General features: G+C 38.0%; 19 protein-coding genes, 3 pseudogenes and 1 riboswitch. Of the genes and pseudogenes, 12 read left to right on the top strand and 10 right to left on the bottom strand.

Going from position 1 to position 23,965, the window contains the following annotated elements; translation table 11 throughout:
* Window positions 1-115: 115 nt before the first annotated feature.
* The 3 genes from NST02_RS06295 to NST02_RS06285 form a co-directional block, all read right to left on the bottom strand.
* Window positions 116-1,384: an MFS transporter gene (locus NST02_RS06295; RefSeq protein ID WP_340948475.1), complete on the bottom strand. Its 1,269-nt coding sequence runs from the start codon at window positions 1,382-1,384 to the stop codon at window positions 116-118.
* Window positions 1,385-1,528: 144 nt separating this feature from the next.
* A complete protein-coding gene (locus tag NST02_RS06290; RefSeq protein WP_095311440.1) occupies window positions 1,529-1,837 on the bottom strand; it encodes a thioredoxin family protein in 309 nt (102 codons plus the stop codon).
* Window positions 1,838-2,026: 189 nt separating this feature from the next.
* Window positions 2,027-3,265, bottom strand: coding sequence for a dicarboxylate/amino acid:cation symporter (locus NST02_RS06285; protein WP_095311443.1), 1,239 nt, complete (start codon window positions 3,263-3,265; stop codon window positions 2,027-2,029).
* A gap of 195 nt (window positions 3,266-3,460) precedes the next feature.
* Window positions 3,461-3,609, bottom strand: a riboswitch (cyclic di-AMP (ydaO/yuaA leader).
* 387 nt (window positions 3,610-3,996) lie between these two features.
* Between NST02_RS06285 and NST02_RS06280 the strand changes: the two genes are divergently transcribed.
* The 5 genes from NST02_RS06280 to phoU are packed head-to-tail and all read left to right on the top strand — an operon-like array spanning window position 3,997 to window position 8,120.
* Complete coding sequence (locus tag NST02_RS06280) at window positions 3,997-4,830, top strand: phosphate ABC transporter substrate-binding protein (RefSeq protein ID WP_340948470.1); 834 nt, start codon at window positions 3,997-3,999, stop codon at window positions 4,828-4,830.
* Window positions 4,831-4,871: 41 nt separating this feature from the next.
* Window positions 4,872-5,786 carry a phosphate ABC transporter permease subunit PstC gene (gene pstC, locus NST02_RS06275; RefSeq protein WP_340948468.1) on the top strand — a complete coding sequence of 305 codons (915 nt, stop codon included), beginning with the start codon at window positions 4,872-4,874 and terminating at the stop codon, window positions 5,784-5,786.
* A gap of 1 nt (window position 5,787) precedes the next feature.
* Complete coding sequence (gene pstA / locus NST02_RS06270) at window positions 5,788-6,612, top strand: phosphate ABC transporter permease PstA (RefSeq protein WP_095311450.1); 825 nt, start codon at window positions 5,788-5,790, stop codon at window positions 6,610-6,612.
* A gap of 57 nt (window positions 6,613-6,669) precedes the next feature.
* Window positions 6,670-7,449 (top strand): phosphate ABC transporter ATP-binding protein PstB, encoded by a 780-nt coding sequence (gene pstB, locus NST02_RS06265; protein ID WP_340949997.1) that lies wholly within the window; start codon window positions 6,670-6,672, stop codon window positions 7,447-7,449.
* Window positions 7,450-7,463: 14 nt separating this feature from the next.
* Window positions 7,464-8,120, top strand: a complete 657-nt coding sequence (gene phoU / locus NST02_RS06260) for a phosphate signaling complex protein PhoU (RefSeq protein ID WP_095311452.1) — start codon at window positions 7,464-7,466, stop codon at window positions 8,118-8,120.
* Between the two features lie 282 nt (window positions 8,121-8,402).
* Here the strand turns inward: phoU and NST02_RS06255 are convergent, their stop codons facing one another.
* The 3 genes from NST02_RS06255 to NST02_RS06245 all read right to left on the bottom strand — a co-directional run bounded on the left by NST02_RS06255 (window position 8,403) and on the right by NST02_RS06245 (window position 10,166).
* Window positions 8,403-8,756 (bottom strand): toprim domain-containing protein, encoded by a 354-nt coding sequence (locus tag NST02_RS06255; RefSeq protein WP_340948465.1) that lies wholly within the window; start codon window positions 8,754-8,756, stop codon window positions 8,403-8,405.
* A gap of 174 nt (window positions 8,757-8,930) precedes the next feature.
* Window positions 8,931-9,314: a glycine cleavage system protein GcvH gene (gcvH, locus tag NST02_RS06250; RefSeq protein ID WP_095311456.1), complete on the bottom strand. Its 384-nt coding sequence runs from the start codon at window positions 9,312-9,314 to the stop codon at window positions 8,931-8,933.
* A 498-nt stretch (window positions 9,315-9,812) separates the two neighbouring features.
* Window positions 9,813-10,166 carry an arsenate reductase family protein gene (locus NST02_RS06245; protein WP_095311459.1) on the bottom strand — a complete coding sequence of 118 codons (354 nt, stop codon included), beginning with the start codon at window positions 10,164-10,166 and terminating at the stop codon, window positions 9,813-9,815.
* A 340-nt stretch (window positions 10,167-10,506) separates the two neighbouring features.
* Here NST02_RS06245 and NST02_RS23755 point away from each other — a divergent pair.
* From NST02_RS23755 to NST02_RS06230, 3 pseudogenes are all read left to right on the top strand, one after another.
* A pseudogene (locus tag NST02_RS23755) lies at window positions 10,507-10,668 on the top strand (transposase); the annotation flags it as partial.
* Between the two features lie 146 nt (window positions 10,669-10,814).
* Window positions 10,815-11,229 (top strand): annotated as a pseudogene (locus tag NST02_RS06235) (IS21 family transposase); the annotation flags it as partial.
* Between the two features lie 37 nt (window positions 11,230-11,266).
* Window positions 11,267-11,413: pseudogene (locus NST02_RS06230) on the top strand (ATP-binding protein); the annotation flags it as partial.
* Between the two features lie 617 nt (window positions 11,414-12,030).
* On the opposite strand, the gene NST02_RS06225 reads toward NST02_RS06230, so the two are convergent.
* The 3 genes from NST02_RS06225 to NST02_RS06215 form a co-directional block, all read right to left on the bottom strand.
* Window positions 12,031-13,815, bottom strand: coding sequence for an acyl-CoA dehydrogenase family protein (locus NST02_RS06225; RefSeq protein ID WP_095311462.1), 1,785 nt, complete (start codon window positions 13,813-13,815; stop codon window positions 12,031-12,033).
* Window positions 13,816-13,876: 61 nt separating this feature from the next.
* The gene (locus NST02_RS06220) at window positions 13,877-15,052 is read right to left on the bottom strand and encodes an acetyl-CoA C-acetyltransferase (protein WP_095311465.1); all 1,176 of its coding nucleotides are present in this window, start codon (window positions 15,050-15,052) and stop codon (window positions 13,877-13,879) included.
* Between the two features lie 289 nt (window positions 15,053-15,341).
* Window positions 15,342-17,723, bottom strand: coding sequence for a 3-hydroxyacyl-CoA dehydrogenase/enoyl-CoA hydratase family protein (locus NST02_RS06215; RefSeq protein WP_340949996.1), 2,382 nt, complete (start codon window positions 17,721-17,723; stop codon window positions 15,342-15,344).
* 331 nt (window positions 17,724-18,054) lie between these two features.
* On the opposite strand from NST02_RS06215, the gene NST02_RS06210 reads away from it, so the two are divergent.
* From NST02_RS06210 to NST02_RS06195, 4 genes are all read left to right on the top strand, one after another.
* Window positions 18,055-18,186 carry a YuzL family protein gene (locus NST02_RS06210; protein WP_095311467.1) on the top strand — a complete coding sequence of 44 codons (132 nt, stop codon included), beginning with the start codon at window positions 18,055-18,057 and terminating at the stop codon, window positions 18,184-18,186.
* 744 nt (window positions 18,187-18,930) lie between these two features.
* Complete coding sequence (locus NST02_RS06205; RefSeq protein WP_095311473.1) at window positions 18,931-20,412, top strand: spore germination protein; 1,482 nt, start codon at window positions 18,931-18,933, stop codon at window positions 20,410-20,412.
* Window positions 20,413-20,423: 11 nt separating this feature from the next.
* Window positions 20,424-21,512 carry a GerAB/ArcD/ProY family transporter gene (locus NST02_RS06200; protein WP_095311475.1) on the top strand — a complete coding sequence of 363 codons (1,089 nt, stop codon included), beginning with the start codon at window positions 20,424-20,426 and terminating at the stop codon, window positions 21,510-21,512.
* Window positions 21,509-22,597, top strand: a complete 1,089-nt coding sequence (locus NST02_RS06195; RefSeq protein WP_095311477.1) for a Ger(x)C family spore germination protein — start codon at window positions 21,509-21,511, stop codon at window positions 22,595-22,597. The genes NST02_RS06200 and NST02_RS06195 overlap by 4 nt, the downstream gene beginning before the upstream one ends.
* Window positions 22,598-22,660: 63 nt before the next feature.
* Here the strand turns inward: NST02_RS06195 and rodA are convergent, their stop codons facing one another.
* Window positions 22,661-23,827 carry a rod shape-determining protein RodA gene (rodA, locus tag NST02_RS06190; RefSeq protein ID WP_095311479.1) on the bottom strand — a complete coding sequence of 389 codons (1,167 nt, stop codon included), beginning with the start codon at window positions 23,825-23,827 and terminating at the stop codon, window positions 22,661-22,663.
* Between the last annotated feature and the right edge of the window lie 138 nt (window positions 23,828-23,965).

Here is a 23,965-nt window from a genome sequence, read left to right as displayed (position 1 = left end):
CCCCTTTAAAATTGATTCGACAAATACCAGCATACACCTCACATCAATATCAATTTAAGCGACTGTACTGAAAATACAACGTTTTTATGTAAAAATTTCCCGAGAAATATGTTGGTTATTGTGATTGAGCCGATTTTGCTGTCGAAGCACCAGCTGGACGATTTATGCTTTTAAAAACAGTAAGGAAATAAATAGAGCCAATTAAATAAAGAGACGCTGTGATCGTAAAGACTATTGCATACCCCCAATACGCTCCATACATGATCACAATTCCAGTTGAGACGGGTCCCATCACGGCCCATCCAAGATTGAAAACCATTTGATTTATCGAATTCGCTAAGCCTTTTACAGAATCATTAACCTTCGACATCATCAGCGACGTTTGAATCGGATTTCCCGCATTCATCAACGCCTGCCGAAACAGAAAACCAATTGCTGCTAATGTTAAATTTTCAGTGTATGCTGTAAGTAAAAGAAAAGGTAAAGATGATAATTGAAGAATAACAACTGCTTTTACCTCTCCAAACTTTTTAACCATCATTGGTCCTATGATCATCGCGACTGCTGTAGCAGCTTGGCCTAATGAAATAATTATCCCGATGATTGAGTTTGAAGCCATAAATCTATCTGCAAAATACAAGTTCAAATAAGGGATAACAAGCCCTGCTCCAATTCCTATAATTAATTGTGCTATCGCGAATAAGAGGATGATTTTGAACCCTTCTCGTTGCTGCTGTATTTTCTCCTTTAATGGCAGCTTTTTCTCTTTTTTGACCACTCGATTCTCTTGAAATTTCAATATTGGGATAAATGAAGAGAAATAAAATAGACCTGCAATAATTAACGTTACTCTTATACTCATAAGCGGTGAAAGAAACAGTGAAAAGACATCAGTAAAGATTCCACCAAACAGGTTTCCAATCACACTCGCACCTGTCATAACGGCTGAATAAATACTGAAAAGATGGACTCGTTGAAAGGACTTTGAATTTTCAGCAAGCCAAGGTATGGATGAAACCTGAATAAAAGCCATCGTTAACCCTGTAATGAACGCTAATATAAGTAAAAGTGTTTGAGCTTCAAAAACACCCCTTAAAACAAAAACAATTCCTGTTAAAATACTGCCCATTAGCATCACTTTTTTTCGACCAAAACGATCACTTATCATTCCTGCCGGCACAAGAATCAATGCAGTTGCTAACGATGTCAGGGAAATAACTTGACCATTTACCTGTTCAGCATAACCAAGCTCCCTAATATAAAAATTGTAAATAACCATGAAGATTCCAAACCCAATTTGAGCAAAAACATTCGCTAAAATAGAAAGTTTAATATTTTGATTGTAGCTTTTAATTTGTGAAGACCATTCCTGAAAAAAAGGCATGTGATGGTTCTCCTTTGTTTATTTCGCATTCCTAAATATCATAATCCCAGAACAATTAAAAGTAAACAAAAAATTGCAAAATTAAAAAACAGTGTGTCAAAAGGGAGCCAACCTTTCGTCACACTGTTTTTTAAGCCACTGACTTTAAACCGTTTCTTTAATTATTTCATATAAATAAGGGACTGAATGAAAAGCATAAACCTTCTTCATAATGTGCGACCCATTAAAGAGCAATAAGCATGGTACACTTTCAATTTCCCACTCTAAAGCGAAATTTGGAATATAATTCAAATCACATTTTCCCCAAGTTTCATTTGGAAATAGTTTCTCCACGATTTCAAGCATTTTTCCTGCCACCTGACAGGTACCACATAGAGGTGTATATAAATAAAGGAAAAAAACGTCCTCTTGTTCCATTAAATTGAGTATATCTTGTGCGCTCAAGTCTTTCATATTTCGCTTGCTCCCTCACATGTTTAGTTGCCCTAATAAAATATAATCATTCCTATTTATATAATAACACGAGAAGAGACTCTTCTCGAAAGTTGTAATAGAAGAGCCTCAAAGGAAACTTAATCTCCACACCTTATCCTAAAGTAGGATCATGATTGTGTAAGAAGATTGAGTTTGTTTATTTAATTTCTACACATTAGGGTCTAAATGCTTCTTTTCTGTTTCTGCAATATATACTGCGCACGCTGCATCGCCTGTTATATTGACAGCTGTACGTGTCATATCTAACAAGCGATCAATGCCGATAATAAGGGCAATACCTTCTGCAGGTAATCCAACAGAGCTTAGGACCATAGCAAGCATGATGAGACCGACACCAGGCACACCTGCAGTTCCAACACTTGCTAGAACTGCTGTCAAAATAACTGTAATAATTTGCACAACGGTTAGTTCTACCCCATATACCTGTGCAATAAATATGGTGGCAACCCCTTGCATGATGGCTGTTCCATCCATATTGATTGTCGCTCCTAACGGTTGAACAAAGCTGCTAATTGATTCAGGAACTTTTAGGTTTTTTTGAGCAGTTTCCATTGAAACAGGCAATGTAGCATTACTGCTTGATGTACTGAAGCCTACCGTCATTGCGGGGAAAAAGCCTGTAAAAAATTGAACAGGGTTGCGTTTTGCTAAAAATAGCACGGTTCCCCCGTAAGTTAAAATGGAATGAAGCAAGAGCGCACCTAGTACAACGACAAAATATAACCCCATTGCTTTAAATGCCGCAAAGCCCTGGCTCCCAATCGCTGATGCAATCAACCCGAAAGTACCGTACGGAGCTGTTTTCATAACAAGATTAACAAGATACATCATGATCTCATTTCCTTGTTCCATTAGATTTAAAACGCCTCTCGTTTTATCCCCTAGAACAGTGAGCGCAAATCCTATGAATACTGAAAAGACGATAATTTGAAGCATATCTCCTTCAGCCATTGCCAATACAGGATTCGTAGGGATCATATTTAATAGAGTATCGATAAATGGTGGTGCCTCAGCATCTACAAACTGTTGACCTTCACTTTCTGTAATAGAAAGATCAAAACCTCCGCCAGCCCCAGGTTGAACAACAAGCGCTAGCATGATCCCAATTGTTAACGCAATCGCAGTCGTTAAAAGAAAGTAACTTATTGTTTTTAAGCCTATTCTTCCAAGTTTTTTTGGATCTCCTAACCCTGCTACTCCCAGGACAATTGAGAAAAAAACAATTGGTACAACAAGCATTTTAATCAAATTAATGAAGATCGTTCCTAACGGTCCAAATAAATAAGTATCGGTATACTGGAATATTTCCTGACCCAAAAAATTTACTACTAATCCAACAATAGCTCCTAAACCCAAGCCAATTAAAATTTTTTTAGTTTGAGACATAAATGACCTCCTTGAAGTAAGTTTTCTTGAACCAATCTCATTTTCCGCTTCTACGAATATATAAGTGCTATTCGTTTCATATAAAATTGATTCGAGTGTTAAAAGAAAAATTGATGCTGAAGGATATTAATGGAAGTTTTGCATTTGGAGAAAATAAAAATCACGAAAGGGGATGATTCGTGATCAAGAGCTCATCAATTCTCTCTCCTAATGCTTACGGGGTTAGCTGTCGGATTCGGATGAAGAGTAATACCCTACCTTAACTAAAAAGGATTCACCCCAAGTGCAATCTGCACAAATTGGTTCCCCCGCTTTCCTTTATGGAAACTCAGCCAAAACTAGTGTGTTCTTATTACGTACTCGTCTTTTCTAACAAGAACACTTAATTATTTTAATATAGCAAATTCAGTTTTGTAAATATATTTATATCAGGGTAATAATATCCAACTTGAATTTTAATAGAGTATACATAATCATTTGCAAGTAGGATAAGCTTAAAAACTTCACGGTGATTTTTAGTAAATCTTTATCGAAATACTTTCAATAAAAAAATTATTAAGTAAAATACATCTGTTCCTCTTTTATTTTTTGTTTTTTTAAAATTTTCACTCAATAACATTTACAAAACCTTTACAAATCATTAATGTTCAATTTACAAAGTATCGATATTCTTTACATTGGGGCAAAATAAAGGCAACTGAAAACAGATAACATTTTTTGGGGGTATAAGATTGGGATACAAAATAAAAATGGCAATGTTGATGCTCTGCTTAACCTTACTATTATCTGCATGCGGGGTAAAAAAAGAAGAAAAAAAGGGTGCCTCTGCGCACCATTCACATACATTAGCGATTTCAGGTTCTACCTCGGTCGGTCCGTTAGCTGAGAAATTAGCTGAAAAATATGAGGAAATAGATAATATTAAGATAGAAATAAATCAAATTGGTTCATCGGCTGGTATTACAAATGCCATAAATGATGTCTCAGAGATTGGTATGTCATCTCGTGAATTGAAGGAAGAGGAGAAAGCACGTTTACAAGAAACCATTATCGCTTATGATGGGATAGTTGTAGTCACCCATCCAAGTAACAAAGTGAAGGATTTGACAATGGAACAAATAAAAGACATTTTTACCGGGAAAATTACCAATTGGAAGGATCTTGGTGGAGATGACTTGGAGATTGTCGTCGTCTCCCGTGAGGATGGATCAGGCTCCCGTGATGCTTTTCAAGAAATTGTTGGCTATTCTTCAGGAGAATTAATCAGAAATGCTATAGTGGCAAGCGGAAATGGGAATATTAAAACGACGGTTGCTACCAATAAGCACGCTGTTGGATTTATCTCATTCGAGTATATAGATGAATCTGTATCTACAGTGAATGTCAATGGAGTGGAGGCAACTGCAGAAAATGTCCTTTCTCAAAAATATAGCTTAGCTCGTCCATTCCTATTTGTCCATAAAGAAGAAAGCCTTACAGAAGAAGGTCAGAGATTTATTGATTATATATTAAGTCCAGAAGGACAAGCGATTGCTGCGGAAACAGGAGCGATCCCCATAAAATAACAAATGTTCAATTTGTATAAGCAATATTGGAGGTCAAAGGGATGACAAGCCTACCGTTAAAAAAAGAAACAGAAAAGATCGGAAAGTCCAACAAAAGAAAATATAGATTAGAGAAATTCTCAGGAAATTTATTCTTGTTTTGTGCACTTCTTTCCGTCATCAGTTTATTACTGATTATTTGCTTTGTATTTTATAAAGGTGCCCATCCATTTCTAGCAGAAGGTTATCGTTTTTTGGATTTTCTATTAGGAAGTGACTGGGTTCCAAGCGAAGATAAATTCGGCATTCTCCCCATGATTATAGCTTCTTTATATGCAACCATAGGTGCTTTGATCATTGGTGTACCTATCGGGTTACTTACAGCCATCTTTTTAGCTGAAATTGCACCAAAAAGTATTGCCAAAATTATCTCACCGGCCGTACAGCTTTTAGCTGGAATCCCTTCTGTTTTATATGGTGTTTTTGGACTTGCAATCATTGTTCCTTTTTTACAAAATCATTTAGGGTTAATTAAAGGCCAAAGCTTAATTGCCGTAATCCTTGTGTTAGCGATTATGATGCTACCTACAGTTGTTACAGTTGCAGAAACATCTATACGAGCGGTACCCAAGACTTACAGAGAAGGCTCTTTAGCTTTAGGTGCTTCCCCTATTGGGACCATCTTTAAAGTTGTTGTACCAGCAGCAAAGTCTGGCATCATGACAGCAATTGTACTAGGGATGGGTAGAGCAATAGGAGAAACAATGGCGGTTATATTAGTTGCAGGAAATAGCTTAATTATACCGACTAGTTTAACAGACAGTGTCCGCCCATTAACGACCAATATTGCTTTAGAGATGGGTTATGCTTTTGGTACGCATCAAGAGATGCTATTTGCAACAGGAATTGTTTTATTCTCATTTATTCTAATCTTAAATTTTACATTGGCTAGAATTAGCTCGAAAGGTGGAAATTGAGTTGAGAAAGCTGAAGGATAACCTATTACTTACTCTGCTTTGGTTTGCAGCTTTCTTAACAGTTGCAGTACTTGTTACAATTGTCGGCTACATCTTTTATAAAGGCATGGGATTGATTAGTTTTAATTTTATATTTGGCGACTATTCCCCATCAGGTGATGGTGGAATATGGCCAATGGTTGTCACGACAATATACACAATCGCCATCTCCCTTATCATCGCTACACCTGTCGGAATCCTTGCTGCAGTTTACCTGCAGGAATATGCAAAACAAGGCAAATTAGTTCGATTAATTCGGTTTGCAACAGAAAGCTTAACGGGTATTCCATCTATTATATATGGATTATTTGGCGCTGTATTTTTTGTCACTACACTGAAATTAGGTATGTCTATTATCTCTGCATCATTAACCTTAACGATTATTGTATTACCAGTAATTATTCGGACTACAGAAGAATCATTAAAGACGGTCCCTCGAACTTACCGTGAGGGCTCACTCGCGCTAGGCACTACTAAACTTCAAACATTATACAAGGTCATTTTGCCAAGTGCTATGCCCGGTATACTCTCTGGGCTCATTCTTTCGATGGGAAGAATTATCGGAGAATCCGCTGCTATCTTCTTAACAGCAGGAACCGTTGCTGCAATGCCTTCTAGCATTTTCTCATCTGCGAGAACATTGACTGTTCACTCTTTTTTAGTGACACAAGAAGCAGGAGATATTGAGCTTGCTGCAGCAATTGGAATTGTTCTCATTGTAATCATTCTAATTCTTAATTTCTCTGCAACATTCATATCGAAGAAATTAAATAAGGCCGACTATTAAAAAGAGGTGAGATACTTGAATACAACATTTGTGGAGAGAAAACAAATAACCGAAGAAATAACGGCAGATAACACTCAACTTAGTAAACAAACGAAAATTAGTGTAAAGGACTTAAATTTATTTTATGGGGACAAGCAAGCATTATATGATGTATCCATTAATATTAAGGAAAAAGAAGTAACCGCGTTAATCGGTCCTTCAGGATGTGGAAAATCAACGTTTTTGCGTACATTAAATCGTATGAATGACCTTATTGACAGTGTAAAGATCAACGGAGAAATCATCATTGACAGTGATGACATTTATCGCTCTAATGATGTAATTAAACTCCGTACAAAAGTTGGAATGGTTTTTCAAAAGCCTAATCTATTTCCAATGAGCATTTATGATAATGTTGCGTATGGTCCACGTATGCAAGGCATCAAAAATAAGTCGAAGTTAAATAAGATTGTTGAGGAAAGCCTGCGCGGTGCAGCGATTTGGGATGAAGTTAAGGATCGGTTGAAAAGTTCTGCACTTGGACTTTCAGGCGGTCAGCAACAAAGGGTTTGTATAGCAAGAGCCATCGCCATGAAACCAGATATCATCTTAATGGATGAACCAACATCTGCATTAGATCCTATTTCCACATTAAAAGTTGAAGAATTAATCACAACTATGAAAAATGACTATACCATTGTTATTGTTACACACAATATGCAACAGGCAGCACGTGTATCAGATAGGACTGCTTTTTTCTTAAGTGGAGAAATTATTGAGTTTGATGAAACAAGTAAGATTTTTTCAATGCCAAATGACCAAAGAACCGAGGATTATGTTACCGGTCGGTTTGGATAAGGGGAGGCAAATTAATGGTCGTTCGTGAAAATTTTGAAAATAGCCTGCAGGAATTGCAAACAAAGATGACAGAAATGGGAGAATTGGCAATATCATCATTAGAAAAGGCTTTTACCGCCTTTAAAACACAAGATATCGAATTAGCTTTAAGAGTCATTGAAGAGGATAATGAAATTGATGATCTTGAAGAAGAAATTAATCAATTCGCCATTTGGCTTACCGTTAAAGAACAACCGGTGGCGAGAGATTTACGCAAAATTATTGGAGCTATAAAAATTTCCTCCGAGATAGAAAGGATTGCTGACTTTGGAGTAAATATTGCTAAGTCTGCCATCAAAATAGGCAGTGAACATTCCTTAATTTCATTGACACAACTTGAATCAATGAAGGATGCATGCATAAATATGTTGCAAAAAGCTCTGCAATCATTTATTGATGAGAATATTGTGCTAGCAAAAGAAGTTGGTGATATGGATGATGTCGTTGACGAATACAGCAATGAAACGTATAAGCAATTAACCACTTACTTAAGTGAGCACCCTGAAGAAACCAATCAGCTCGTACAATTATTATTTATCAATCGTTATCTTGAAAGAACTGCTGACCATATCACCAATATTGCTGAAAGTGCGGCATATCTTATAAAAGGCCGGAGATACGATTTGAATTAATAAATAAAGAGAGGAGGCGTATATTTTTGCCCCTCTCTTATTTCAGTTTAAATATCTATAAACCGTATAACTGGTTTAGTTATTTTAATGTACACACTTCAGCTAAAAAAGGAACGGTCATTTGACTTTAGAAGGATTTCAAATTGTAAATGCAGACCTAAATGAGCTTAAGCGTAATATTATTTGTTTTTTAATCAGCGGTTGCAGGATATACTTGATGAAAATCGATTCAGTGATTAAAAATATTCACTCGCACTTTTAGCATCGCAGCTATTTCAAGAGTCAACTTTCCAAATACTCTGTATGCACATCTATATTCGCTGCTAAAAGAACGGTAGCTAAATGGTGCTCTGGCGCGCTTGCAACCTCCCGATACATCTTATCTATATAAAGATGCTCAACCTCCGGCAATTCGCGAATAAATTGTCTTCTTAACTTTTCTCCGGCATCATCCGCATCCACTAAAATATATACTTCTTTGCCGCTTATATAATCCACTAACTCATCAAGGCGAGAAATACTAATCGTACCATTCGTACAAATAATTTCAATTGGCTCCTTTATAATACTTTTCACCTTTCGTTTGTCAGAGGTTCCTTCAACGATGATAATCTTTTCTGTGTTCGAATCAAGCATCTTTATCACCCATCAACGAAAATTGTATTTGCCACACTATATGTATTCTAGTAGGAAAGGTTCTTCTCCTGCTTGTCATGAACCATAAACTGTAACGAACTGGATGTCCTATGCTCGATTTATCATTTTCTAGTAAAAAACGCCCCTAATTAGGAGCGCCTACTATTTTTTTGTTTAGTCTTCTTTAATTAAGCTTGCATATTCATCAGCAGACATTAGAGCATCCACATCGCTAGCATTGGCTGGCTCAATGACAATCATCCATGCTTTTTCATAGGGAGATTCATTGACAAATTCCGGACTGTCATTTAAATCTTCGTTGATTGCGACCACTTTTCCACTAATAGGTGCGTATAATTCAGAAACAGTTTTCACCGATTCTACACTCCCAAATGGTTCATTGGCAACCACCTCATCCCCGATCTCAGGAAGCTCAACAAAGACGATGTCCCCTAATTCTGATTGCGCAAAATCCGTAATTCCAATCCGTGCTGTTTCCCCTTCAAGCTTGACCCATTCATGTTCTTTTGAATAACGCAGTTCTTTTGGTGTGTTCATGCAAATCCCTCCAAAATAATTGTACTGTTACATTAACGCTGTTTTCGTTTTGATTGAAGATTTTTTGTAAACATCTTAAAACAGACATTTCAACCCCATACTTCACTACGAGGCAGATTTGATTTTTGCACGGCACTTTTCGCTACAACATCATCGTGATTTTACGAGGGAAAAAATATAGTCTTTAAAGAGTTTTTCCCATCTCTCCGATGTTTTTCGCAAAGAACCCGCATCATCATGACCGTTTTTTATCCATCAATCCCCTTGTTTTTTACGAGCAAAGGTTATTGTAACCAGAATTAAATTTTTGCAACAAATATTTATTGTCCTGAAAAAAGACTTTCATACAGAGTGTAGACAAAGTCAAAAATAAAATCAGTTCTCTTCAGGCTGAGTGAAAACGTTTGTTTTCGAGGCGCGAAGCCTTGGGAGGAGCGGAGTTACCATAATAGGTAATGAGCACCGGACAAGACGAGCAACAAAGAAAGCGAGCGTTTGTCAACAGCCTGTTTCATATTCATTTTCTTTAAATCCCAAAATGACGTTATTGCCGTCTGTCAATAACGGACGCTTAATGAGCATACCATCAGAAGCAAGAATATCAAGCAGTTCGTCCTCGGAAGCGGTCTTCATCTTGTCTTTTAAACCAAGCTCTCTGTATTTCATCCCACTTGTATTAAAAAACTTTTTCAGTTCCAATCCGCTGCTTTTATATAGGTGCTCAAGCTCTGAACGAGAAGGCGGATCTTCAACAATATGTACTTCCTTATACGAAATTTCATGGTTATCGAGCCACTTCTTAGCATTTCGGCAAGTCCCACATTTCGGATACCAATAAAAGGTTAATGCCATGTTTTCACCTACCTATGTTATGTTATCCATATTTAGATAAAGTTTGCCATCTATATTTGAATAGTACCATATGAGCCTGGTCATCACAACGATCGAGATAGACTCTTTCTTTCAACTTTAACGAATTCCCCGTCCAAACAAAACAAAAGATGGTCTCTTCCGAAAGCATGATTATGTGTAGGATCAGTATTAGGATGGTGATCGCTGCCTGCAAGTGCAGGTCTTCAAGTACACAACGACAACAAAGGAAGGAGAGCGGCAATAGCAATCAAATTCAGCGATTTGTGCAGAAGGTCCGTTCCTATCCCCGTGTACGGAAAGGTAACACCCTCCAAAACTTATACAACGTCCTAATCTTACAGAGAAGAGGCAGAACATCTATGTCACAACGATGAATGAAATCAAACAGATCTACGCGAAACGCAAGGAGACAATTGAACGTGTCCTTGCGGATGCGAAGGACAAGCAGGGGATGCGATGGACAACCTTACGAGGTCTTAAAAACAAGTTATGCAGGCAATGTACAAATGATAATTTAAATATGTACAGGATTGCTTGAATAAATATGTACAAAATTGACAACAGAATTCATACTAATCTTGGGTAATTAGTATGTACATAAAATGAAATGTAGAAACAGACTTTGAGATTAACAGTCCTTCGGAGTTACCAAAATTCAAACAAGTAATGGAGCATTTAAAAATGAAAATAAATAAAAGTCAGTTAGCTAGGGATTTGGGTGTGGATCGTAGAACAATTGATAAATATCTAAATGGTTTTATTCCAAAACGTAAGCGTGATAAGCCTTCAAAAATCGATGCTTATTATCAAATAATATCAGCACTTCTATCAGAGGATTCAAAGCAGCAGTTTTATTATCGTAGAGTGCTTTGGCAATATTTAAAGGATAATCATGGTCTTGATGGTTCAGCTTCTACATTCAAAGCTTATATTGCGAGAACACCCAGAACTTAAAGCATATTTTGATGAGGACAAAATAATTACCTCTCCTAAAGGAGCAGCTCGTTTTGAAACTCCAGCTGGTAAACTAGCACAATTAGATTGAAAAGAAAGCATTCCCTTTGAAACAAAAGATGGTCATAAATTCCAAAGAGTGGGATAAAATCTTTCAAGAGACGAAGATAGCAAATGCGATTTTAGATCGCATTTTACATCACGCAACAGTCGTTTCAATTGTGGGTGATTCCTATCGGTTAAAGGATCATTTAACAAAGGAAAACGAGTGATTTTGTACATCCTTACGCAAGTGAAATTGTACATATTTGTGTTGACATTTATAAGGTGTATTCGGACAGAACAAGGAAAACAAGAAAGACATTTGTCCGAATGAGAGGTGTATTCGGACAGAACAACGAAAGCGAGAAAAATATTTGTCCGAATGAGAGGTGTATTTGGACCAAACGGGAAAAGCGAGAAAGATATTTGTCCGAATGAGAGGTGTATTCGGACAGAACAACGAGTGAAACTTTTAAGGTCAAGTCCGAATAAGCTCCCAATTCGACTAACCAGAATAAATGTAGTCTGCAAGAGTCCAATATTTAAAACAATCTGCGGAACCAACGTTATTTGCGTTCTCCCTCGACAGAACAGAGGAAAGCAGTTCTAGAAATACTGCAAAAATAGACGGCTGAAAACTTTTCAAGTGGCTCAAGCGACTGCTCCGGAGGCTCACCGCCCCCCGGAAAGCAAGCGTCTGGAGAGGAAATCAACGTTTTTAGCGCAATTCCAATCCAAAAATGACAAAATCCATCGATAGGGAGCCCTTTCGATGGATTTTGTCGACAGTCTGAAGCTCCCCTCAATATGAAGGGAGCTTTACTTTAAGAAAACTTTGTCTGAACTCTTATAATACGTATCTCTCTGCATCAATTAACTTAAGGGACGCTTCGCGCTTTTTAGCAATGACATTAATCGGTGTGTGGCGAGTAAGCTTACGAAGTGTCGAAATCATCATCCGCAATGTGTCACCACTCTCAACCGCCACCAATGTTTCTTTTGCATCTGCTTCGATTTTATTAAAGGCTTCTTGACAGAAAATTTGTGTATAAAGAAGCTTTTGCTGATTCTTCTCAAGACCTGTTTTAGCAATTGCTTTTTCTGTGCGCAAAATAACAGATTCCATTGCATAAACATTCGCAATAATGTCAGCTACATTTACGAAGATTTCCTGCTCTTTATCGACATCTTTTCCGTATTTTTGAGCAGCAAGACCAGCAGCAAGCAACGAGATTTTCTTTCCATTGCCAACAAGAAGCTTCTCTTGTGCTAATGGTTCATCACCTGGTTCTTCTGGCATCAGCATCATTAACTCTTCTTGTAAGGCCATCGCTTTTTGGAAGAGCGGCAGCTCGCCCTTTAGGGCCTTCTTCAAATAAGTGCCTAAGACGAGGAGACGATTGATTTCATTTGTACCTTCAAATATTCGGTTAATACGTGAGTCCCGGTAAGCACGAGCAATTTCGTATTCTTCCATGAATCCGTAACCACCATGAAGCTGAACTCCTTCATCTACAACATAGTCAAGCACTTCTGTATTGAAAAACTTTCCTAAAGAGCATTCAATTGCGTACTCGGCAATTGAGGCAGCTACTGCCTTCCCTCCATTGACTTCTTCATCAGTAAGCTTGCTCATCCGCTCTTCGAATAATCCTACGGTGCGGTATATGGAGCTTTCTGCAGCATATAATTTCGATGCCATCGTCGCAATTTTTTCTTTTGTTAAATTGAAAGCAGATATCGGTGTTTTAAATTGCTGACGTTGATTCGTATATGGAATGGTAATCTCTAATGCCCGTTTCGCTCCCCCTAATGCACCAACGCCTAATTTATAGCGGCCAATGTTCAAAATATTAAAGGCAATAATATGGCCTCTGCCGATTTCACCTAATAAATTCTCTACTGGCACTTCCGCATCTTCAAGAATAAGCGTACGAGTTGATGAGCTTTTAATTCCCATTTTATCCTCTTCAGCACCGGTGGATACCCCAGGAAATTCTCTTTCAACAATAAAAGCTGAGAATTTATCGCCGTCTATTTTTGCATAAACGACAAATACATCCGCAAATCCAGCGTTGGTAATCCATTGTTTTTCTCCATTTAATAGATAATGTGTGCCGGCATCGTTAAGCTTTGCTACCGTTTTTGCTCCAAGTGCATCAGAACCAGAGCTAGGTTCTGTTAAAGCATAAGCGGCAATTTTTTCTCCAGTTGCCAGCTCAGGAAGATACTTTTTCTTTTGTTCTTCGTTCCCAAAAAGGACAATTGGAAGAGAACCAATACCGACGTGGGCCCCATGGGTAATTCCAAATCCACCGGCAATCGCCATTTTTTCAGCAATCAACGCAGAGCTCACCTTATCAAGCGCAAGACCTCCGTATTCTTCAGGAACGTCTGCTCCGAGGAGACCCAGCTCCCCCGCTGATTTTAACAGTTTCACAGAACGATCAAACTCATGCTTTTCAAGATACGGCACTTCAGGTAAAACCTCATTAACAACGAAATCCTCTGTTGTTTTGGCAATCATTACTTGCTCATCGGAAAAATCCTCTGGAGTAAAGACTTGTTCATAGCTCACATCTTCAATAAGAAAGCTTCCACCTTTAATTAGGTTTTCAGTTTGATTTGACATGCGAAAATTCCTCCATTCATTTTAAAGAGATGTATTATTTACACCCCAGATTTAACGTTGCTTACAGCAGCTCAAATACTCCAGCCGCACCCATTCCGCCGCCGATACACATCGTGACGACGCCAAATTGTTCATTGCGACGCTTCATTTCATGTATTAAGGACAATGTTAATTTCGCACCTGTACAGCCAAGCGGATGTCCCAGGGCAATGGCCCCTCCGTTAACATTCACCTTTTCTTCATCCAATCCAAGCTCGCGAATGACTTGAAGGGATTGTGAAGCAAATGCTTCATTCAATTCAAATAGACCAATATCAGACAGTTCTAGTCCAGCTAGTTTCAAAGCTTTCGGGATAGCCACAACCGGGCCAACACCCATAATTTCAGGCGGTACGCCACCAACGGCGAAGGATCTGAACTTGACAAGCGGCCTTAGCCCTTGTGCTTCCGCTTTTTCTCGATCCATTATCAGCACAGCAGCAGCACCATCACTCGTTTGCGAGGAGTTCCCTGCGGTAACAGAACCTGTAACTGAAAAAGCCGGTCGTAATTTAGCCAATGTTGCCACCGTCGATTCAGGACGAACCCCTTCATCTTCGCTAAAAGTAAATGTTTTTTCGACAAGTTTGTTCTTGCTGTCCACATAACGATTTATGACTTCGACCGGGACAATTTCGTCAACAAATTTCCCTTCTTGAATTGCCTTGGCAGCTCTTTGATGACTGCGTACAGCAAAAGCATCCTGATCCTCTCGTGTGATTCCGTATTTTTTTGCTACTTCCTCAGCTGTATGGCCCATGCCCATATAATATTCAGGAGCTGTTTCAGCAAGTTTGGCATTTGGACGGACGACATGCCCCATCATCGGCACCATGCTCATTGACTCTGCTCCGCCTGCTAGAACCGTATCAGCATGACCGATCATAATTTTTTCAGCTCCATAAGCAATCGTTTGCAGACCTGAGGAACAATAACGATTGACTGTTACAGCCGGAACAGTGTCAGGTAGGCCAGCCAAAGCGCCAATATTTCGCGCCATATTCAAACCTTGTTCAGCTTCAGGCATGGCACAACCAATAATTAAGTCATCGATATTTCCTTCGTACCCGCCCGCTCTTCTTAACGTTTCCTTGACAACAAGAGCACCTAAATCATCGGGCCTCATATTTGCAAGCGAACCCTTCTTTGCTTTTCCGACCGGAGTACGCGCTCCTGCAACAATTACCGCTTCTCTCATCTTATTCCCTCTCTTTCTGCTCATTTTTAGGTAAAATCTCGTTATCTACTAACCAGTTTTACTTCCAGTTTCAAAATCTTATAGCCGATTTTATTTTGAGCCGCTTTTTGCATTTACTCACTCCAAACGTTTAATGGAATAAGAGCAATGCCTAAGGCAGAATCAACAGCAGCATATAACGACTTAAAACAAAATCTCACAAGATTAGGAGCGAATGAAAACAATGTTCACTCTAATTTCACTAATCGCATTGTATAAATCGCTCTTTTACCTCATTGCCTTCTATACTCTAGTTACGTAACGGCTTTCCTTTAAGAAGCATATGCTGCATGCGCTGCTGGGATTTTGGTTCTGTAACAAGACTTAAGAAAGCCTCCCTTTCTAGATCCAGCAAGTACTGTTCATCAACTTCTGTACCATATGGAACCTTTCCACCTGCGATAACATAGGCAAGTTTCTTGGCAATCTTCATATCATGTTCAGAAATATAACCAGAATAGAACATATTTTGCGCACCCAGCAGCAGTGTTGCATAACCAGGCTCCCCTACAACAGGGACTTTTTTACGAATTGGAGGTGTGTAGCCTTGCTCATGAAGGGCAAGAACAACTTGCTTGGCGTCATAAATTAAGTGATCGCCATTAACACTGATGCCATCAGCTTTGTTTAAGAAATTAAGTTCACGAGCCTCTTCTCCAGAAGTTGAAACCTTTGCCATTGCAATTGTCTCAAAAACAGCGTTCGCCACTTTTTGCAAATCAAAGTCGACACCATTTGGCAAGCTGTTCAAATGCTTCAAGTAAAGCTCTTTATTTCCGCCGCCTCCCGGAATAAGACCCACTCCGGCTTCAACAAGACCCATATAGGTTTCGGAGGAAGCTTGAATATGAGCCGTAGGCAAGCAAACCTCCGCACCTCCACCGAGTGTCATTCCAAATGGAGCAGCTACAACCGGTTTGCGGCTATACTTAATTTTTAAGCTTGCCTGTTGAAAATGTCTTACGACCATATCTAATTCGAATACGTCGTCTTGTGCTTCCATCAAAATCATCGCCAGATTGGCACCGACGCAGAAATTTTTCCCTTGATTACCAATAACAAGACCTTTATAATTTTTTTCTACTTCGTCAATCGCAAAATTAATCATCTGTAAAATATCTAAACCAATTGCATTGCTTTTGGAGTGGAATTCTAGCAATGCTACCCCATCACCGATATCAATTAAGCTTGCACCGCTATTCTTTTTGATAACCCCTTTTTGTTTCTTCATTTTTGCTAGATTGATAACTTTTGGATTTTCTTCTACTAATTTATACTCACCATTTTCGTAAACATACAAATGGCCTTGTTCATCCTCTTTGTAGAATGAGGTAAACCCTTGAGCAAGCATGTCTTTTACCCAAGCTGGAACTGCTATACCCTGCTCTTCCATTTTTTGCACGGATTTTTCAACACCAATTGCATCCCATGCTTCAAATGGTCCTTGCTGCCAGCCAAAGCCCCATTTCATGGCTCGATCGATCGCCACAATGTCGTCTGCTATATGTCCCAGTAAGTCTGCGGAATAAACAAACACAGGACTAAAAATATTCCATAATAATTCTCCAGCTCGATCATCCGCAAATACAAGCGTTTTCATTTTATTGTTTAAACCTTTTGCCTGCTTCGCCATCTCAATCGAAGGTGCCTCTAGTTTTTTACGAGGTCCATACTCAAGGGAAGTAGGATCGATTTCAAGAATTTCTTTCCCTTTTTTCAAGAAAAAGCCTTGGCCTGACTTACTTCCAAGCCAGCCTTTTTCAATCATTTTCTGTAGAAATGGCGGCACCTCGAACACTTCTTTTTCCGCGCCCTCAACTTGGTCATATACATTTCGTGCCACATGAGCAAATGTATCAAGTCCAACTACATCAAGAGTTCTAAACGTGGCGCTCTTCGCTCTGCCAATAAGCGGCCCAGTAACAGAGTCCACTTCACCGACACTATAGCCACGATTTAACATTTCACGAACTGTAATAAGCAAACCATATGTTCCGATTCGATTGGCAATAAAATTTGGGGTGTCCTTTGCTTCTACTACACCTTTACCAAGAACATCCTCACCAAACGTTTTCATGAATGAAAGTACTTCTTTTTCAGTATGCTTCGTTGGAATGACTTCCAAGAGCTTTAAATAACGTGGAGGGTTGAAAAAATGGGTTCCGAGAAAATGCTTTTGAAAATCCTCCGAACGTCCTTCAGCCATCGCTTCCACCGAAATTCCCGAAGTGTTTGAACTTACAATGCTTCCCTGCTTGCGGTATTTATCAACCTTTTCAAAGATTTGCTGTTTAATGGTGAGATTCTCTACAACGACTTCAATGATCCAATCGACGTCACTCAATCGTTGTAGATCGTCCTCAAAATTCCCCGCTTCAATTAAGGCAAGATTCTTCTTGGAAGTTAGAGGTGCTGGTTTTTGCTTTAAAAGCTTTTGGAGTGCCGTTTCGCTGATGCGATTGCGCACCCTTTTATCATCTAGCGTAAAGCCTTGCGCTTTTTCTGCGTCCGTTAGTTCTCGAGGCACAATATCAAGCAATAATGTGGGGATTCCAATATTCGCTAGGTGAGCGGCAATCCCAGAACCCATCACACCAGATCCAAGAACAGCAGCTTTTTTAATTTGTTGAATCAATTCCATCTCCTCCTTCAAGTCCTTGAATGAATACTCATTCATTTTTTAACTAAAAAAAATATTGCTGAATTAAGGAAAGTGAAACTCGTATGCAAAAGCAACTATGAATTTGCTTTTTTAAACGATGTTGATACTAAGAGGTATCCCTTCTGCTTTTACATAGAAATAACCACCATAAAGTGGTATCTGTTACTATCATCATAAAATATTTGTACTCTTTCCGCAATAATTAGATGCGTAATTTTTAAATTTTTTCGAAAGTTTGCTTTTTATAATTTTATGATTAACGGGCATGTTAACATTGAATTCTATTTGTGGAGGTGTTTATATGGCAAAACGGAAAAATAATCCATCAAAGGCCGGAGTCAGTGCAGCCAGCGTTCAAGGAAATGCAGGACCAGGCTCTGAGATGGGCGACAAGGATAAGAAGAACAGTCAAAATAATCAATTTAAAAGATAAATCGTTTGCTCAACAATTCTGTTTAACCAAGCACATGAAAAAAATTTTACTGATTTTGTTGACATTCTCTTTAAATGGCATTATTATAAAGATATAGTTGATAATGATTATCATTACCAACTGTAGGAACGGCATTGACTGTGCCTTTTCATAGCGAGTACCTTTCCTAATCATAGATGTTAGGCTCAATTTACCCCCTCAACTTAAATTGGGCCCCCCTTCGTTTAAAAAGTCCGTATTTTTACGGACTTTTTTATTTTAAAATATAGATGAAACACCAATGTGGTTAGATTTCCACTCCGGGTGGACGCTTTTTCGCGGGCGGGGTCGAGTCGTTTTATTTAAAATGGTGTTTTTATAATAATACATTTTTGGGATTCGTTGCTTAACTTTGACTCTAAATAAATTTTGAGTCAAAGTTTTAAGAATATAACTGCGGATTGGAGCGAAGGGCGCTTGACTCCTGGGGGATTAGCGGGACATGTGAGACCCCACAGGAGCATCAGCGACGAGGAGGCTCACCGCCCGCCCCCCGGAAAGCAAGCGCCCGAAGCGGAAATCAGCCTTTTTCCCACCATTCCTAAACGAAAAAATAACAAAAGGTAACGAGAAAGGCTTCTCACTACCTTTTGTCGACAATATGAAGTCCGTATTTTTACGGACTTTTTTCATATTCTCTTCGGATAATGCTACCAAATCAGGAAACAATAACTTCATATCCTTATTCTTAGGAGAATGCATTCTATGAAAAGTCCACTTTTGAAAAAAAATCAAAAAATGCAAGAGCTTGTAAAGATTCTAAAAAAATCAAATGACTTTAAACATGTACAGTACATGAATGAGCAAACAGAAGAACATTTTTCATTAATGTTTATGTCTACAATGGTGGAGGAAAAAATCATTCATGAAAGTATTCTTCCATTTCTATTAGAAGGAAATTTTCACCGTTTAGAGGATGTTAAAAAAATAGTTCCGCTTGAAGAGATTGAGTTTTCTGAAGATCCATTAGAAATAGAAAAAAAGCTCTTTAATGGTTTTGTCGTTCTTTTACTTGAAAAAGAAAAGAATAACTACTGTTTTTTAGGAGCTCACAAAGAAGTCGGCAGAACCATTGGTGTACCGGAAGTTGAATTCAGTGTTATTGGGCCAAAAGAATCCTTTGTTGAATCGATCGAACAAAATTTGAATTTAGTAAGAAAAAGAATTCCGGTAAAGGATCTCATCATCGAGGAACAAACGATCGGCAAATACTCTAAAACAAAAGTCGCCATACTCTATTTAGAAAATATGGCGAATACGGAGAATGTTAACACCGTACGGCAGCGCCTTCAGGAAATTGAGTTTGATCAGATCACCGATAGCTCCTATATCATTCAAATAATATCGGATAATCAAAATTCACCTTTTCCGCAACTTCTAGATACGGAAAGGCCCGATCGGGTCTCATCCAGCATTATTGAAGGGAAGGTTGCCATCATCGTCGATGGATCACCACATGTACTTATTGGCCCAACTACATTAGTCGAGTTTTTCAGTTCTTTCGAAGACTATTTCCTAAACTGGCTCATTTCTTCATTCTTTCGATTGATTCGTTTTTTTGCGGTAATGTTCTCCATACTAGTAACACCGGTTTATGTTGCTACTTTAAGCTATCATTACGAATTAATTCCTAGAGATCTTTTAAATGCCCTTGTAGCTTCACGAATGGCGATTCCCTTTCCCCCCATTCTGGAAGCGCTCTTTCTTGAACTTACAATCGAATTGCTTAGAGAGGCTGGAGCCAGGCTTCCAACAAAAGTTGGCCAAACAATCGGTATTGTTGGAGGAATTGTCATTGGAACTGCAAGTGTTGAAGCGGGGCTTACAAGTAATGTGTTGCTCATCATTATTGCACTAGCTGCTTTGGCTTCCTTTACAACTCCCGTTTATCGTATTGGTAACACCATTCGTTTACTGCGCTTCCCATTTTTATTTTTTGCTGAACTATGGGGCTTTCTAGGCATCGTCCTGAGTTTTTGTATTTTATTGATTCATTTAAGCCGACTAACCTCTTTAGGCAGACCATACCTTGAACCGTTATATCCACCAAGAAGAGTTGATTTTAAAGATGCCTTAATTCGATTATCTTTTAAACACCAAACGAAAAGGCCATTGTTTTTAAATTCTAAAAAACCTGAACGCATAAGTGCGAAAAAAGCAAAAGAAAAAAAAGATATTGATGAATAGGGGGCTTCCTTATGAGCATGAGCATTCCTGAAAACAAAAAAGTGTCGCCCTTTCTCGTATTTTTTATCATTAATACTATGCAGTTCGGTATCGGGGTTCTCGGCTTTCAACGAATTATCGCCAAATATGCCGGTTACGATGGATGGATTTCCGTCATTATAACTGGCATAGGAATCCATATTTTACTTTGGATGATGTATAAAATGCTCAAAATCGTTGACGGAGATATTGTTTCTATTCACAGCTTTGTGTTTGGGAAGACAATAGGTAAAATACTGAGTGCTTTTTTTATCATTTATTTTTGTCTGCTAACTGTCATGGTTTTGAGAACATATATTGAGATTGTACAAGTATGGATGTTTCCGACATTAGAAACCTTTTGGTTTGCACTAGTATTTTTAGCAGTAGTAGTCTATGCCAATTTCGGAGGATTCAGAACGATAACAGGAATTGCCTTTTTTAGCATTGTTCTCCCTTCTTACATTCTGGCAATATTTCTGTTTACAATTCCCTATTCAGAATTCGATAATATGCTCCCTATTTTTGAGCATTCGATTAAAGATATTCTTACTGCTAGCAAAAATATGTCTTTAACTGTTATTGGTTTTGAAACACTACTTGTTTTTTACCCTTTCATAAAAGAGCCTGAAAAATCAAAAAAATGGGGTCATTTAGCCATTTTATACACTACTTTTCTTTGTCTTTATTTAACGGTTTTAACCTTTGCATACTTTCCGGAGAAGCAGCTGCAACTCAATATATGGCCAACTTTGACAATGTGGAAAATCATTGCAATGCCCTTTGTAGAACGTTTTGAATATATCGGTATTGCAAACTGGTGCTTAGTTATTCTTCCAAATGCTTGTATATCTTTATGGTGTGCTAGCCATATAGCCAAAAGATTGTTTTCATTTACTGTAAGGAAAACTGTACCAATTTTAGCGCTTCTTTGTCTAATAGGCACAAGCCTTTTATTTACGAGAACTCAAATCAATTTTCTCAGCGATCTCGTTAGTAATGTCGGTTTTTATCTTACTTTTGGTTATATTCCATTGCTTTTTATTTCCACTTTAATTGCAAAGAAGGTGAAAAAGAAATGAAGTCAATCTATACAGCAATTTCCATTTTGTGCATTTATCTTCTCCTAACAGGCTGTGTTAAAAAAGAAATATTGGATGAAATCTATTTAATAGAATCAATTGGATTTGATCACTCTAAAGAAAAATCTAATAAAGGAATGATTGTTGGAACGATTTTATATCCTATTTATCAGCCTGATCAACCACCTAAAAATAAAACATTAACTGCTGAGGCACATATTAAAAAATCAGTACTGCAAGAAATTCAGCTCCAGTCTGCCAACCCAATTGTCACAGGAAGTATGGAGATCGTCCTGTTTTCGAAAGAATTGGCAACAAATGAAGGAGTACTTGAACTAATTGATCCCTTCCAAAGAGACCCTGCGGTTGGATCTGGACTTTATTTAGCAGTAGTAGATGGTGAAGCAAAAGAACTAATGGAAGGAAATTACGGGATCAGAGGGAATGCTACCTACTTTTCAAATTTAATTGAAAATAACATAAAGAATGAAGATCTGCCAAAAACTAACCTTCACAAATTTCTCTTTTCGTACTATCAAAAAGGGCAGACCCCATTCATGCCACAACTTAAGCGTATTTCAAAAGAAAAGGTTCTCTTAAATGGGATTTGTTTTTTTAAACACGGAAAAATCGTTCACACCATCTCACCGCAGGAAATGTTCTTCTTTAGACTTCTTGTTGACAAATATAGCAACGGTTTACACAGAGTCAAAATCGATGAAGGCGAAGCAGCCATACGAAGCATTCGTTCAGTTCATCGGTTCAAATTAACGAATCGTTTTCCAAAGGAAGTCACTGTCCAAATAAAGGTGCATGGAATCATTAATGAATATACAGGGACAAAAGTAACACCAAAAGTAATTGACTCATTACAAAAAGAATTCGAAAAAGAAATTGATGAAGAATGTAAAAAATTAATAGAATCTTTTAAAGAAAATAAAATTGATCCTATCGGTTTTGGACATTTCATGAAAACACAAATACGAAACTTTGACCTAACTGATTGGACAGACAGTCAATTTCAGAATTTGATTGTTAAGTTAGAGCCTGATGTCACTATTGCTGAAGCAGGTGTCATTGAATAACAATGAAAAGTCCAATTCACAAATCATGAATTGGACTTTTCTATTTCTGTATAACCGATCCTTTTATTCGGAAAACATATACTTTTTATAGTGATAGCGAATGGAGAAAATTAAACTAAGGGCAAGCATATTCCCCATTAAGGAGCTGCCTCCATAACTTATAAATGGAAGGGGAATTCCTGTAATCGGAAGGATCCCAATCGTCATACCAATATTTTGAAAAACATGAAACGTAATCATACTTATTACACCAACACAAATATAAGTATAAAAAGGATTTTTTGTTTCCATTCCCACTCTTGTTATATGATAAATAAGGAGGAAAAATAAACTCACAAGAAGACTCGCTCCAACGAAACCATATTCCTCTCCCACTACACTAAAGATAAAGTCTGTATGGCTTTCAGGCAAATATACTTCCCTTGTGCCAAAGCCTTTCCCGCTTGTTTGTCCAGACCCAATGGCAAGGAGAGACCTTGTTAATTGATAGCCAGAAGTACTGGAGTAATTATAAGGGTCAAGCCATGAATAAATACGGCCAAATTGATATTGTTTTACTCCTAAGTATTTCTCCAAAATTTCAGGTTTTACTAGAACAAAATAAAAAATGATGGAAACAAGTGAAGCACCGAAAGCAAAAATAGGCATAAGGATTTTCCAAGTGATGCCGGAAATAAAAATCATTCCTAGCATAATTGCAATTAAAACGAGGGCTGTTCCAAGGTCGGGCTGCTTCATAACAAGCAGCAAAGGCGCAGCTGTCACAATGCCGATTTTTATCAATAACCAACCATCACTTTTTATTGTTTTAAATTGATTTTTCTCATGATGATCTGAGATAAGTTTTGCTAAAGCCAAAATCAGAAATACCTTTACAAATTCAGATGGTTGTAAAGAGCCGATCCCCGGTGCCCTGAACCAACTTTTCGCTCCATTAATCACGGGTGCAATGCTGCTTGGAGCGACAAGCAGAAATCCAAGAAGAAGGAGCCCCAGTCCATAAAAGTACCAGGAAAGCTTTTTTAACTGGTCTGAATCAAAGGCAATCATCACGGCAATGATAACCGCCCCAATTCCGTACCAAACAATTTGTTTTAAGAGAAAGTTCTCTCCATATTGTCCTGTCGATTGAGCACTGTAAATCGCAATACAGCTTGCGATGAATAATAAAAATAAAATAAAAACAAGATTAAAATCAAACCTGGATGTCGAATTTTTCTCAGTCGTCATGATTATTCTCCCTTAGATATACATCAAACAAAATAGAAATACAGTAAGAACAAATGAAACTGCTCTTCTTATATATTTTATTCCTTGCAAAAGGCTTATCACTAGATTTTTCAAATGGCTTTGTTATATGTCGGTACT

This window comes from Robertmurraya sp. FSL W8-0741, assembly GCF_038004005.1.
Lineage (GTDB): Bacteria > Bacillota > Bacilli > Bacillales > Cytobacillaceae > Robertmurraya > Robertmurraya siralis.
This window is presented reverse-complemented; position numbering and strand designations above follow the sequence as displayed.

Excerpts from the sequence above, each read along its gene's own strand:
- NST02_RS06200 (WP_095311475.1), top strand. The coding sequence starts at position 20,424 with ATGAGCATGAGCATTCCTGAAAACAAAAAAGTGTCGCCCTTTCTCGTA.
- NST02_RS06195 (WP_095311477.1), top strand. The coding sequence starts at position 21,509 with ATGAAGTCAATCTATACAGCAATTTCCATTTTGTGCATTTATCTTCTC.
- NST02_RS06220 (WP_095311465.1), bottom strand. The coding sequence starts at position 15,052 with ATGAGAGAAGCGGTAATTGTTGCAGGAGCGCGTACTCCGGTCGGAAAA.
- phoU (WP_095311452.1), top strand. The coding sequence starts at position 7,464 with ATGGTCGTTCGTGAAAATTTTGAAAATAGCCTGCAGGAATTGCAAACA.
- rodA (WP_095311479.1), bottom strand. The coding sequence starts at position 23,827 with ATGACGACTGAGAAAAATTCGACATCCAGGTTTGATTTTAATCTTGTT.
- NST02_RS06255 (WP_340948465.1), bottom strand. The coding sequence starts at position 8,756 with ATGCTTGATTCGAACACAGAAAAGATTATCATCGTTGAAGGAACCTCT.
- NST02_RS06210 (WP_095311467.1), top strand. The coding sequence starts at position 18,055 with ATGGCAAAACGGAAAAATAATCCATCAAAGGCCGGAGTCAGTGCAGCC.
- NST02_RS06205 (WP_095311473.1), top strand. The coding sequence starts at position 18,931 with ATGAAAAGTCCACTTTTGAAAAAAAATCAAAAAATGCAAGAGCTTGTA.
- NST02_RS06295 (WP_340948475.1), bottom strand. The coding sequence starts at position 1,384 with ATGCCTTTTTTTCAGGAATGGTCTTCACAAATTAAAAGCTACAATCAA.
- NST02_RS06290 (WP_095311440.1), bottom strand. The coding sequence starts at position 1,837 with ATGAAAGACTTGAGCGCACAAGATATACTCAATTTAATGGAACAAGAG.
- NST02_RS06245 (WP_095311459.1), bottom strand. The coding sequence starts at position 10,166 with ATGGCATTAACCTTTTATTGGTATCCGAAATGTGGGACTTGCCGAAAT.
- NST02_RS06225 (WP_095311462.1), bottom strand. The coding sequence starts at position 13,815 with ATGTCAAATCAAACTGAAAACCTAATTAAAGGTGGAAGCTTTCTTATT.
- pstC (WP_340948468.1), top strand. The coding sequence starts at position 4,872 with ATGACAAGCCTACCGTTAAAAAAAGAAACAGAAAAGATCGGAAAGTCC.
- NST02_RS06285 (WP_095311443.1), bottom strand. The coding sequence starts at position 3,265 with ATGTCTCAAACTAAAAAAATTTTAATTGGCTTGGGTTTAGGAGCTATT.
- gcvH (WP_095311456.1), bottom strand. The coding sequence starts at position 9,314 with ATGAACACACCAAAAGAACTGCGTTATTCAAAAGAACATGAATGGGTC.